The organism is Enterococcus sp. OL5 (assembly GCF_006491895.1).
Classification (GTDB): domain Bacteria; phylum Bacillota; class Bacilli; order Lactobacillales; family Enterococcaceae; genus Enterococcus_D; species Enterococcus_D innesii.
In genome coordinates, this window is sequence record NZ_VHIL01000034.1 from 1 (window position 1) to 13,829 (window position 13,829).

A 13,829-nucleotide genomic window follows, 5' to 3' on the forward strand; every position below is an offset into this window, starting at 1 on the left:
GAACGGGTTTCTGTTTTTACATAGTTCAAAAAGCGAGGCAATAAATTTTCGTACATAAATAATTCTCCTATCTATAGTCAAATGGATTTGTTGAAGTGGCGGAGGGAACAAAGGTTAAAAACTATCGTTTAATTACTAAAGACAATACCCTTATTGCTAGCAATAAGGGTTGCACAGATGATGTACAATTTCAGGTTAGTTACAGTGCATCAATTTAAGTTCATGAATATTCCCGGACCTAACGGAATATGAACTACATAAAATACAATAAATAGTACGATCCACAGGACCAGTAGAATTAACGCATGTGGTAACATCAATGACACAACTGTTCCTATTCCTGTCTTCTTTTCATACTTAGCCGCAAAGGTAACAATTAGTGCAAAATATGGCATTAGCGGAGTAATGACATTTATTGGCGAATCTCCTACGCGGTAAGCAGCTAAAATTACTTCGGGAGCTACACCTAGTTGATATAGTAACGGAACAAAAATAGGTGTTAAAATTGCAAACTTTGGCACTGCCCCTACCAAAACAAAGTCTAATATTACTGTTAATCCAAGGAAGCTTAACAACAGTGCCAAGCTACTCATGTTCATTGACTCAATTGCATCAGCAGAGCTAACCGCCCAAACTGTCCCCAGGTTAGTAAAGTTAAAGTAAGCAATAAATTGACTGATAATTAAAAGAAGAAAGATCAAGCCACCGAGATTGCTAATCACTTTGACAATTGGAGTAACAATATCAACACTTGACTTAACTGTTCCAATTGCTCTTCCGAAAACAATCCCTGGAACTAAAAATAGCAACAGTATGAGCGCAATAATGCTATCCATGAATGGTGTATTTCCAATCAAATCAAGTGTTTCTGGATCTCGTAATGGTCCCCATGTTGGTATAGTCAGAAATAAGATTCCAACTAAAACAAATAAGAATGCTACCGACGCTGCACGTAATCCTTTTTCTTCATTTTCATTTTCGTCGCTCTCAATTATCCCTTGTGACTTGTATTCTCCCAATCTTGGTTCAATTATTTTTTCATTAATAATTGTACATACAATCACAATAAGTATTGTAGAAATAACATTGAAATAAAAATTTGCCATTAAATTTACTGTATAGGCTGGATTAATAATATGAACGGCATCATTTAATATTTCTGTTAGCATGCCGTCAATAGGTGTAATAATAATATTCACGCCAAACCCCGCACTCACTCCAGCAAATGCCGCAGACAGCCCCGCCAATGGATGACGACCTACTTTATAGAAAGCTGCGGCTCCTAAAGGAATTAAAACTAAATATCCCGCGTCTGAAGCAATACTCGAAAGAACCCCTAGAAAAACTAACACTGCAGTAAGAGATCTTTGAGGTACTACCTTGACGAGTTTACGAATCATTGCACCAATTAACCCTACCTCTTCTGCAAACCCCACTCCTACCATTGCAACAATTGTCACACCTAATGCTTGGAAACTCATCAAATTTGATACTGGTGTTGTCAATATAAATCTTAAGCCTTCTGCACTGAGTAAACTTCGAACAAAAATAGTTGTTGGCTCAAATTCACCAGTTTCCAAATTTAAAGCATCATATGTCACATTTTGCCCCATCATTGAAAAGATTTGAGATAGCATCACTACTAGAACAATTAACCCTAAAAATATTATAGCAGGATGAGGGACTTTATTCCCTATCCGCTCAACTCCATTTAATAATTTATCTATTTTAGATTTTTTTGTCACTTCTTTCATAAATATTCTCCCTAAGTCTATCTATATTTTTTGACAAGGAAAAGCCCAATTATATATATAATCCATAGATTTTACACCAACACTAAATATTGTAGAACCGCAATCTGCCTAACTGGTTATGACTAAATTTTCAGTTGTATCTTTCTCCACCAACACTAAATGTCGAAGAGCCAAAATAATATCACCTGCATCAATCTCCTCTCTCACAAAAATGTAGGCGCTATCATTAAATTAAGTCTTAATATTTTATTTAAACGTCTTAATAAGGGTTCATTTTTGGGCTCTATAATTTATGGCTCTTTGTCAATAAAGAGCCTTTTTACGATAGTCATAAGACTTTTTAACTTACACAAAAGATAAATGACTGATTTGTTTTACTAGTTAGGTTATATCCACATAATTCTTTATTATAAGAAGTATAATCCTTTTCTACCCAAGAAATTAATTCTTGCGGACTCAAATCTACTTCCTCAATTAATTCAACTAATTCACTCAACAAAGCCAGTCGGGCGTCAATACCTAAAAGTTTAGGAAATATTTCCCAGAATGTTTCCTGAGAAATATTAGCAACTAGTTTTTCCAAATCCTTAAACAGTTGTCTACTATAATCTTCAATAAGAATATATCTATTAAAAAAGGGTTGAAGTTTGTCTTCCCAGCTAGTTGTGTAATTTTGTGCATTCATAATATCACTACCTCCTGAGCTATTATAAATCCATTCCGTTTATTTTGATTAATCTACTCCTTGATCTTTATCCTTGTGCATTCTTTTAATAAAACACAAGGAATAATATAAAAATTATTTCAAATCCATTACTGATTCGCAGGAATTAATCGGATTTAATTTTTTGATCAAGAAATCTCTTTCGTATGCGAGTGTTCATTTTCCTTTTTTTGAACTTTTTCAACCACCATGCCAATAATAAGACGAACATCCCGACAATTCCCATGAATGAAAAAGAACTGCCTGTTTTGGGAAGTGTATTTGATGATTCTGGCACTTTGATCTCAGGGTGTTCAACTTCTTCACATTGATAAAAGCTAACGACTGCTTGATTTTCGTAAGTCGTAGCTTGGACTATGGGTGTATTATCAATCAAACAACTCCCTAAAATATTCAGTCCCATTAACCATACAAGAATCTTTTTTCTCATTGCCTACCTCCCATCGTGGGATCACCTACTAGCTCCCATGTAATGGTGGTTTGATATTCTCCATCATCCATCGGAGTATTCGCAGGAAGTTCCAAAGCTACACCAGTTAATGAACCGTTATTCACTTCGCCAATCTGTATCACAGATTGGCCATGTTCTTCACCGAACACTCCGTTTGGATTGACCATAACACCAATTGATTGGGGAACTTGACTAAGTCGGATCTCTCTTGTTGGAACTCCTAACACAGTATGAACTGTTTCAACAACCCTCAAATCATTTAACGTGATGGTCGCCTTCTGTAACTCCTGCCCCTCAGAATTACTAAATGGATGAGCGGATACATTCACCTCCCACTGCGTTGCATCACTGTAATCACTGATCGTAATTGTTGGTGCTTCTTCTCCTTTAGCGGAAACGGTTTGACTACGACTCGATTGTTTCATTTCCCCAAAATCAAAGTCTGCATTGACTTCAGAGAATTTTAATCGTCCGGTTTCTACTGAAAACGGAACTTCGTAATCGTAAACAACGAACTGGCCAGTGCTAAGTTCCTCTTCCACGCGAATAATTCCTGACGACTGGCCTGTGTTTGTGGTATCTGGATACTCCATAAACCCCACAATCGAAACATTTTCTGTCGCAGATAGGTCCAGATATTTCGAAACATTTCCATCTAATTCTATGGTCGTCATCCCAGCCTGAATCGTTGCCGGAACGGGAACTGCTCGCTCAAATGTCAGCAGTTTATATCCAGAACTTGTTAATTCAAAATAAGCAGTATTTTCATGCGTGGAAACATTGCTTTCTACTTCATCTGAAAATAATCCTAATCGTGTGTCCGCTTCAGCATGGTACACTGCTATTACATCACCTACACTCGTTTTTACTTCTCCTGTACTTTCCCCAAATTTGTTAATTGCTTCAAATCTTCCTTCTGTTCCGTTTACTTCATGGCTGTAATATCTATTATTGGATGAAAGAAGTTCTCGCTCATTTTCTAAGTGATGAAACGAAAACGAATAATAGACTCTTTCAAAATGCGGATTAACCATCCCATCTCCATCATCCAACCCTAAACGAGCAGTAACTATATTCTGATCAGGATGATAAGTAAACGCTCCAGACGTCCAGTTTCCTAGCCCTCTGGTCAACAATGTACTTCCCCATTTGACTTCAAGCGGGACTTCAAATACTCTTTGCATACTTTCATAAGTAAGTATTACATCTACTTTATGATCTCCAACAATACTGTCATTTGGTTTTTCTACTAAATTAATATCAAATGTATTAGGATCTAATAACTCTCCATCGAACTTTACATTTTTTAACATATTGTTTATTTTGTTTTCAGTCAACTTTTCACCTAACATTATGGTTTGACCAATCGTTTCTGCAGTTAACCTATTAGTTGAATTGTATATTCTAGTAACATTATTTGGGTTATTTTCTGCATTATCTAAAACAATTGTATAATAATCAGTGACAATATTTTTGAAAATAAGATTAACATCTGACTGACCCTCGTAAATAAGGTTCTCTTTATCAATATCCCCAGCATAGATTGAGAAAGTATGTTCCTCAAATAATTCGCCTTTTCCTCCTCTTGAATTTTCATAATGTAAAGAAAAGTATGTTTCATGAGTGGAATCAAAAGGCTTGATAGTATCTAATCCATTTATCTGTCCTGCTCCATTTAACCACTTAGAATTTCCTGTGCGAGCAAAAGTGTTCTCTAGTAGTCCTCCATCAAAAAAACCATCACTATCTATTGTTATTCCACTATTCCCAGCGCTTACTCTTGTTATATGTGCTACAATATGGCTAGGAAGTGCTCCCACCATAGCCGTATCCGCAATCCAGATTTCCTCTATATTGTGCCAAAACTCAAAAAGTATAGACACATCACCCCCTAGGTTAGTTCCACTTACTCCAAACACTCTTAAATTAATTAAATTCTTTAAGTTATTCGGGATTTTTCCTTCTAAATTAGTATTATTCACATTAAAAGTAGTTAAATCTGTTAAGTCACCTATACTTTCTGGTATCGTTCCATCGATATTATTCTCTCTCAAATTTAGAACTTGCAGATGTTTTAAGCTGCTTATCTCGGAATATATCTCACCTTCTAGCATATTAGATTGCAGCTCTAGTACTTTTAAATTTGTTAAATTAGCTATATTAGCTGGTATTTTACCTATCAGATTATTTGTATGCAAATATAAGTATTCTAAGTTTCTCATCCCTCCTACACTTGTTGGAATTTCTCCTGTTAACCTGTTCCCTCGAAGATTAAGGGTTCTTAGTTCTACTAAATTACCAATGCTCTCTGGGATTTCTCCACTTAGATTATTCGCCAACAATTCCAATGTTGTTAGGTTCACAAGATTTCCTATACTATCTGGTATTTCTCCTGCTATTTGATTTTCTCGTAGATTTAATGTTGTTAGGTTCACAAGATTTCCTATACTATCTGGTATTTCTCCTGCTATTTGATTTCCGGTTAATTCTATCCTATTAATCTTCAATAAAAATGATTTTGGAATATTATTATTTTCTACACTTGTTCCTGGATATAGCAACTGCGCTTGTGCTGTTACCTCATCCATTAACCATTTTTCATTACCTAAGTCATCAGCTGTAATGTATTCTTCTAAATCAACTAAATTATCATTTTGGGGATCTTCTATGTCTGATTCATCCTTAATAGAATAAGTATTGGTTGAGACATCCAGTTCCCATTCTTCATCTTCATTGTTTGTATTTACTTCAATAGGTAATTGCTCATCTAAGGAATTTGATTCGACCTCTTCCCTTGTCTGATCGCCTTTCTCTTTTATAGTATCTGACGATTCTACTGACGCCTCCGGAGAAATGACTTCTATAGGCCTATCTTCTATGGTTTCCGCAATGACCGTAATTGGCAAAACAATTTGTGCCAAAAAGATGAGACTAAGCATTAAAATGCGTACAACTTTCTTCATTCGGCTCCCCTTTCTCTTTTATTGTCTATCAAGCGAGAATAAGGGGTTCCCCTTATTCTCCTGTCCCTGTGGTTGGATCGGCGACTAACTCCCAGACAATTGCCGTTGAATAGACTGTATCATTTTTGGTGGTATTGGCCGGAACGCGTAAGACAACGCCATCGGTTTGACCTTCCCCGTCCGCATTGCCTAAGGCTAAGGTCCATGCCCCTGCCCCTTGCGTCGCATCTGCTGTTGCTAGAGTTTGTGCTGCTTCCCCCAACACAAGCTCATTTGGGTTAACAACCGGTGCTGAATCAGAGGCATTCGCATACCGCAACCCGCTTAACGTAATCGTTGCGCCTTGTAACTCATGCCCACTAGCATCTGTCAATTGTTTGGGTTGCGAGACTTGCAACTCCCAGCCTAACCGATCGGTTCCGCGACGATCTTCGGTTGCGACAAACGGTACTCGTCCCGTTTCTTGTCCACCAGACCACACGTAATCCTGTCGCGCTTCTTGCTCAATCGCTCGCGATACATTTTTAATCTGCCCAAAATCGAAATTGGACACATAATTGATTCGTAATAAGCCAGGATGCGGATTGGTCGGTTCTTCGGGAGTTACCTCTTCCTCAGGATTTTCTGGATCCGGAACAACTGGATCATTCGTGTCATTTTCTAAAATCGTTACACGCCCTTCGGTCGTTACATTGGTCGCATCTTCATAATCAGCCGCATGCCCAATGACGCTTCCTAAGCCAAGGCTCCCTAAGACAAGTGCTGCAGTTAATGTACGTGTTGTTTTTTTCATGTTGATTCCTCCATCAATTTTTCTTTTGTTCTTTTTCATTTCTGCTTTATTTCATAAAGAGTCATTTCCCCTGCTAAACAAATAGTCATCAATCGCCTCCCTTCTTTTCCATTTTTAGCATTTTTTCCCTTCCAGGTTCTGCTGGATGAATCCTAAAAACCAGCACGGAGCTTTCTCCTCATTAGCCAACAATCTTCTCTACCACATTTGCTTTTTTCCGACGATGCCATCCCCAGCCAATAAGAAGACAGATGAGGAGCCCAATACCTCCGAGAACCCCATATAATCTGTAAGGAAGCCGTTGATTAATATTTACTGCACTTTGATTTAATTGGCGTGCTTCTTGAGACGTAATCGTAAAGGCTTGTTCGAAAGTATACTCTTTTTCATCTGCTACTACAGCCATCTTGAGAACATAATCTCCCGCTTCGATCGATTGTTCTCCAGTGGGAATCCCAACATCAAAATTCGAATTTGGTGCCATCCGTAGATCATAAGCATCAAATGTGTAGCTAGGCGTTGTACTTCCTTCTCTAACAATAGTTGACTGAATTGACATGTCATGAATAATTGTAGCTGCGCTATTTTGAAGGTTTGCCTCGATGTAATTGCGATAGTTTCGTTGACCCGCGTTCACCTCCTTTAAAGACAGTTCATTTTCAACTGATGATCCATCAGATTGATTTAATAAGATCCCCACAGTATAGGCCACTTCATGAACTACCGTTTGTTGATTCTCTTGATCTACCTCTTGAGTGAATCGAATTCCCCCAAGAATGTCTCCTTGCCAGTCTTCTTCAGGAAGGAAAATAGTTAAGTTTATAGTTGAAGATCCATTTGCAGGGATCTTAATTTCGCTTTCCTCTATCACAACTAATTCATCCATTCGGTATACTAAAGACGGATCAACTTCTTCTTCACTAAGATAGCTTGGTATTCCATTTTGATTCGTGGAAGCTGGATTCACAGTAGCTTTCACTTTGATTTCTTCGTCAGAAGAGTTGTACACTTTAATCGATACCGAATGTTTTTCTCCAGGTTGACCAACAAAATGAAAATATCCCTGTTGATTAACACCACCATCTTCATTCAATGGTTGTATTGAGAAATTATTCACATTATCTGCAAAAACCATTTTTTGAAATAGGCCAAAACTCATAAACACTGAAAAAATCCCTACTAAAAAAAAGTATTTTTTATTAAAAATAATAGATTTCATTAAAATTCTCCTCATTCGCTTTCCAAATTATAAGTTAAGTATAAAGGTTAAACCAGGTTTAAGGTCAAGATATTTTTTGAAATAATTTTGTTATATATAAACCAAAAAAACAGATTATTCTATAAATTTTAGAATAATCTGCGTTTTTTTTATTGATGCTATCTTCTTTTTAAACATTTTTATTAGGGAATGAAAAAAGTATATGAGTGTGATCCTAATCTATTGATTTAAAAATTTTAATTAAAATTCTAATATTTGCAAAACCAACACTTATAATAATCGACAAGTTTATCGTCCTCTTTTTCACTTGATAATTATTGCACAATAACATTATTATATGATTGATCAAGTGATACTGATTTTTCGTACCTCTTGCACCGTATTGTTTTGATGCTCTTCAGAATGAACCACTAAAAGACCACCAAATACCGCTTCAACTGTTGGATCTTTATGCCAAATAATATACTTATCAATCGTTTTATCTTCATCAACTATGAATAAATACTATAAAACAGATTCCATAAAAAACAAAAAAATGAAACTGTTCTGGAAACATTTTTTTATAAGAACCTATACCTTGGGCAGCTCGAATTTTAGATATAATTGATCGTTCTGAGGGCTAATGACTGAAAAAGCGATTATGAATGACCTCTTAAGCTACAATGCTCATTTAAGTGCAACCTATGAGATATTTCAGCTACTTTTTTATCATTTCAAGCAAAAAAATACGGACAGTTTTTGATATAATAAACAGCATGGATATCAGCCTCTCAGAATGGTTTAGAAAGAAACTAACCTTATTTAATACATACAAAAAAACATTTAAAGTGAACTTGAAACAAAGTATACTAACGGTTACTTAGAGGGGACAAATAATAAAACAAAGTGATAAAGAGAGTAGACTACAGATACCGTAAGTTCATAAACTTTCATGCCAGAATCTATATTACACAAGGATTAATTTTTATAACAAAAATAAGATCCAGCTAAACGATCTGTTTAACAGGATCATACTTAATTTTACAATTAAATTTGTCTCCACCAACATTCGACATCCAAGAACCCAAATATAATGGCTGATTTCTTTTATTGTTTTTGAACACATGACTATAATTTTCAATCATAATGAATACATATAGGTCGCCCATTTATCGGATCCTCTACAATACAGGCGTCGATGCCAAAGAGTTCTTTCAGTATGGATGGTTGCATGATTTCAGACACTGTGCCTTGTTGGATCAACTGTCCATCTTTAATGGCCAGCATAACATCTGCAAAACGGCTTGCTAAGTTTATATCATGCAAGACCATTACCACCGTCAGAGAAAGTTGCTGCTGCAGAGAAGCCAGCAATGTCAAAATATCTAATTGATGTCCCATATCCAAATAGGTTGTAGGTTCGTCTAACAAAATAATTGGCGTTTTTTGTGCCAGGGCCATCGCAATCCAAACTCGTTGTTTTTGCCCACCTGACAAGCTATCTACTTGTCTGTGCGCCACCGAAGTTAATTCTGTTTGCATCAATACATCATCAATGATTTGCTCATCTTCAAGAGACACTCTTCGAAATACCCCTTGGTGGGGGTAACGCCCCAATTCAACGATCTCTCTCACTGTAGTATCAGAAGGTGTCTCCATCCCTTGGGGTAAAAAGGCCATACGTTGAGCAATTTCTTTGGTAGATAGTTCGGATAATGCCTTTGAAAATAAAAAGACTTGACCATGACGTAACGAAAGCATACGCCCCAGTCCTTTTAATAAGGTAGATTTCCCACACCCATTCGGACCGATAATAATCGACGTTTTCCCTTTTAGAAAAGATACATCGATATGTTGAATCACGTTTTTATCTTGATACCCTAAAGATAACCCTTGACCAGACAATACTTCACTCATGCACAGCATCCTCCTTTTGAGAGAACCAACGTAAAAGTCGACTGAGCGCCGTAAATACAATGGACATATGGTTTTCCTCAGGTCCGATATAAAAAGCTACTTGCTGTTTTGGGATTTCTTGACAAAGTCGATCATAACAACGTTTAGCTAAATTTTCCATTTCACCTTGATCATTTTCTACTGCGATAAACAAGCGCTTATCTGCAGCCAACGATTGCGCTCCCATACGCGTAAAAAATGCGCAATCATCCCACCAGAGAGACGGGCTGATAGCAAGAAAATCAGTAATAAAAGGCAGGCGTGTTGCTGCTAGATACATTTCAAGTACACATAACCCACCCAATGAATGGCCCAAAAAACCAACTTTTTCAGTATTGATTGGATAGTGCTGGGTGATATGCTCATGTATCCGCAACAGTTGTTCTTTAAAGGTAGATAAACCGCCACCTTTGGGCATAAACTGTCGTTGGTCTTGCAACCCCGGATGAATCCTCTCCGGGGTATAGTCTTGAAAGCGTGACTCCGTTTGAAAAGCATCTTTCGTATCATAGCCAATAGCCACGATCACTGCAGGCCAGATACCAGTTTTAGGCGAATTACGTGTTTGCAATAAAAACGCCTGCTTCACTAATGGGCCAAAGGCATTGCCATCGAGCACATACAGCAATGGCAGTTGTTGTCCTGATGGCACGCCTTTTGGTAGTGTAATCGCCAATAATTTGTCTTCAAATCTGTGTACTTGTTCCATCTGTCTTGCTCCTATTCTTGATATATAGTCCAATCAGGTATGGTAAACCAATGGCGCCCATCACAGCATTTAAAGGAATTTCATTTGGCGAAAATAGATTTTTGGCCACAATATCCGCAAAAACTGCCAGTGTCATGCCATTCAAAAAGATAATCGGCACCAAAATCGGTGATCGTCGATCCAGATATAACAAAGTCAGATGTGGAGCTAACAAGCTGATAAAAGCGACACTTCCTGCTACAAAAACGGTTGCACTGACCAAGACAGCAGCAATCAGCAAGAAAAATAAACGCCAACGACCATAAGGAAAACCAATATTCAGCAAATGTAAATCTTGAAAACGCAATACAGCCAAACGCTTTGCCGTCAAAACCACTAAAAGAACTGTAATAAAGACTACTGGTAAAAGATTTCGTGTTGTTTCCCAACTCGCAGATGCAATTGATCCTTCAATCCATTGATTAACCCGTTCGTAATCTTCTGGGTTTATTTTTAAAGATAAAAAGGTGGTGATCGCCGAAAAACCTAAATTAATCGCGATACCGTTCAATAAAAACAAGGTCATATGTACTTGACTGCCCCGAAAAGAAAGGAAGAGATTCAAAAAAATCGCCAAACAAGCCCCAATCAAACCAAACATTAGCAATGAGGCATATTGATAGTGTTTCAGCTCGGAAAAATATGCCCCTACCAACAAGAAATACAAAACACTGCCGCAAGCAGCGCCCGAATTGATGCCTAATAAACCAACATCTGCAATGGGGTTGCGGGACAATGTCTGAATAATGTAACCGGCAACTGCCAGAGAACCGCCCACCAAAGCAGCCAATACCAAACGTGGCAGACGAAAACTAAAGAAAATCAAGTACGCTTGCTCGGAAACAATACCGCCAAAAAGCAGACGCGATAATTCTGACCAAGACAAATGGTACGATCCCATACTCAAAGAGAGACTGGCGACCAAAAGAAAGGCCAAGATAGAGAAGACGATCCGCTTATACATGATAGCTTTGCCCCTTTCCAGTCTTGATCAGCCATAAGAAAATCGGTACGCCAATCATAGCAAACATAATGCCCACTGGAGTTTCAAAGGGATAATTCAAAAAACGACCCGCATAATCTGCAGTAACCACCAGCACAGCGCCCAACACAGGAACGAATATAACCAGTTTTTCATAACGATTGCCAACCACCAAGCGTGCCATATGAGGCACAATGAGACCGATAAACGCAATGCGCCCAACGATAGCCACTGTCACGCCTGTTAAGACAACTACCAGCCCTTGTAATAATGCGGCATATTTTTTCCGTTCCATACCAATCGCCACTGTTAGGTCCTGATCATAACGATACACCGTAAACTGCTTACGCAGCATGACGGAAAAAAAAAGTGCAAGCAAAAGCGGTAAAATAAAATACCGTACCTGATGCCATTCTACCCGATACAAACGACTACTGTACCATGTAGTCATTGATTGCGAAAGATTGAAATAACTCGCAACCAATGTCGTTAAGCTGCCTAAAATCATCGAGACGACCAACCCAATAAGCGGCAAAGCCACCGGTGATCGGTTGCTTTTAACTTTCTTCAATCCCATCTGAATCAATAAATAGGCTACGAATGAACCGGCAATCGAAGCGATGATTCGTTGCAGCATCGAAGCATCTGAAAAGAACGCCAGCATCAATACCACTGCAAACGAAGCCCCATCATTCACCCCCATCAGTGATGGATCGGCCAATGTATTATGATAATGCAGCTGCATGAGTAAACCACTTAGAGCTAAAGCAGCACCCGCGAACAAAGCAACACTCACACGTGCGATGCGTGATAACAAAATCACTTGTTCTTTATCCGTTGCATCATACGCTGTGACTACTGCCTGCAATGTTGACCGCGGTTCAGCAAGCTCAAAAGTCAAAGAACAGAAACAAACGACCACTAACAAAAGGATGAGTCCAGCTCCCCATCCTAGATATTTTTTGTGCCATAAATGTCTGTTATAATTTATCACTTGCACCTGATAAAAACGCCTCTTTACTTAAGTAGGTACCACCTTGATATCCGGCATCTACAATGTTGTAATAAACATGATTATCAGCAATGGCTGGAATGCTTTTCCAAATGGCATTTTCTTTTAACGAATCAAGGAAATCTAAGTTTCCCGCATTTTCTTCATCACTGAATTGGACAAAGACAAGATCTACATCCCATTTGGCAAACTGTTCCACAGAGATTGTTGTCTGTGCCTCAATCTCATTCAGTTCTTCTGGTACTTGGAAACCAAGATCTCCATATATCGTTGGATTATAGTATACATTTTCTCCATACACACAAAGTTCGCCATCGCGAATACGAATCATTACTGCTTTTTGGTCAGTGGTATCCGGGTGATCCTCTTTAAATGCTGTTAAATCTGCTTGATAATCGGTGATTTTTTGTTCCGCTTCCTCTGTTTTTCCAGCTAACTGACCCATCAAACGTAAATTGGCCTCCCAATTGGTGGATTGATGAGAAACATTGATGGTCGGTGCAATTTTAGTCAAACTGGCGGTCACAGCATCATCAAACTTTGTTGATCCTAAAATAACATCAGGGGCTAAAGCAGTAACTGCTTCGACATCTGGGCCGAATTTATTCCCCACATTTGCCACATCGGCACCAAGACGGTCTTTCAAATAACTAGGGAAATCATCTCCAACCGTAATTGCGCCTATTGGTTCAACACCAAGTGCCACTGCATCTTCCATCGCTTCTAAACTAGCCGTTACGATTTTTTTAGTTGGATAAACCACATCATAGTCGGTATCTAGATAAGTCAGAGATTGTGTTTGTGCTATCGAAGCCGAACTATTTTCAGTTGTTGCCGCAGTTGATGCTGCCGTTTGAGAACTTGTCGTACCACAAGCTGATAGCAACAATACAATACCAAAGACGCCAATTGTCCACCATATTTTTTCAAATAAACCACTCCTTTTAATTGATAATCATTATCATTTAGAAAATATTTATCATAATCCCGATTTTTACAATGTTTTTTAGAATTTTGTACGTTTTATCACATTTAAACATACTTTACGTTTCCTCCCTCTCCTTTTGTTCTATCTTTCTTTCACATTTTGTACTATAATCTAATTGATAATGATTATCATTTAGATTGTTTGATTGGAGGTACATAGACAATGAGTATCATTTACAGAGATTCAAACTTACAAAAGTATCGATTGTCTTGCCACGAGGCTATCATGTCGATCAGCACTATCCTACTGTGTACATGCAA

Annotated in this window: 11 protein-coding genes; all 11 read right to left on the reverse strand. The window is 38.0% G+C overall.

Annotated features, from left to right (window positions below; translation table 11 throughout):
- Positions 1-209 precede the first annotated feature (209 nt).
- The 11 genes from FJU10_RS18780 to FJU10_RS18830 all read right to left on the reverse strand — a co-directional run bounded on the left by FJU10_RS18780 (position 210) and on the right by FJU10_RS18830 (position 13,467).
- Positions 210-1,754 carry an AbgT family transporter gene (locus FJU10_RS18780; RefSeq protein WP_140966721.1) on the reverse strand — a complete coding sequence of 515 codons (1,545 nt, stop codon included), beginning with the start codon at positions 1,752-1,754 and terminating at the stop codon, positions 210-212.
- Between the two features lie 340 nt (positions 1,755-2,094).
- Complete coding sequence (locus tag FJU10_RS18785) at positions 2,095-2,439, reverse strand: DUF7006 family protein (protein ID WP_140966722.1); 345 nt, start codon at positions 2,437-2,439, stop codon at positions 2,095-2,097.
- A 145-nt stretch (positions 2,440-2,584) separates the two neighbouring features.
- Positions 2,585-2,908 (reverse strand): LPXTG cell wall anchor domain-containing protein, encoded by a 324-nt coding sequence (locus FJU10_RS18790; RefSeq protein WP_140966723.1) that lies wholly within the window; start codon positions 2,906-2,908, stop codon positions 2,585-2,587.
- Positions 2,905-5,892: a leucine-rich repeat domain-containing protein gene (locus FJU10_RS18795; RefSeq protein WP_140966724.1), complete on the reverse strand. Its 2,988-nt coding sequence runs from the start codon at positions 5,890-5,892 to the stop codon at positions 2,905-2,907. The genes FJU10_RS18790 and FJU10_RS18795 overlap by 4 nt, the downstream gene beginning before the upstream one ends.
- A 52-nt stretch (positions 5,893-5,944) precedes the next feature.
- Positions 5,945-6,685 carry a WxL domain-containing protein gene (locus FJU10_RS18800; RefSeq protein WP_140966725.1) on the reverse strand — a complete coding sequence of 247 codons (741 nt, stop codon included), beginning with the start codon at positions 6,683-6,685 and terminating at the stop codon, positions 5,945-5,947.
- Positions 6,686-6,866: 181 nt separating this feature from the next.
- Positions 6,867-7,904: a DUF916 and DUF3324 domain-containing protein gene (locus FJU10_RS18805; protein ID WP_140966726.1), complete on the reverse strand. Its 1,038-nt coding sequence runs from the start codon at positions 7,902-7,904 to the stop codon at positions 6,867-6,869.
- Between the two features lie 1,116 nt (positions 7,905-9,020).
- Positions 9,021-9,800, reverse strand: a complete 780-nt coding sequence (locus FJU10_RS18810) for an ABC transporter ATP-binding protein (RefSeq protein WP_140966727.1) — start codon at positions 9,798-9,800, stop codon at positions 9,021-9,023.
- A complete protein-coding gene (locus tag FJU10_RS18815; protein WP_140966728.1) occupies positions 9,793-10,548 on the reverse strand; it encodes an alpha/beta hydrolase in 756 nt (251 codons plus the stop codon). The genes FJU10_RS18810 and FJU10_RS18815 overlap by 8 nt, the downstream gene beginning before the upstream one ends.
- Entirely contained in the window at positions 10,526-11,551 is a 1,026-nt protein-coding gene (locus tag FJU10_RS18820) for a FecCD family ABC transporter permease (protein ID WP_140966729.1), read from the reverse strand. The genes FJU10_RS18815 and FJU10_RS18820 overlap by 23 nt, the downstream gene beginning before the upstream one ends.
- On the reverse strand, positions 11,544-12,491 hold the full coding sequence (locus FJU10_RS18825; protein ID WP_223273157.1) for a FecCD family ABC transporter permease: 948 nt from the start codon (positions 12,489-12,491) through the stop codon (positions 11,544-11,546). The genes FJU10_RS18820 and FJU10_RS18825 overlap by 8 nt, the downstream gene beginning before the upstream one ends.
- Positions 12,492-12,549: 58 nt before the next feature.
- Positions 12,550-13,467: an iron-siderophore ABC transporter substrate-binding protein gene (locus tag FJU10_RS18830; protein WP_189372423.1), complete on the reverse strand. Its 918-nt coding sequence runs from the start codon at positions 13,465-13,467 to the stop codon at positions 12,550-12,552.
- Between the last annotated feature and the right edge of the window lie 362 nt (positions 13,468-13,829).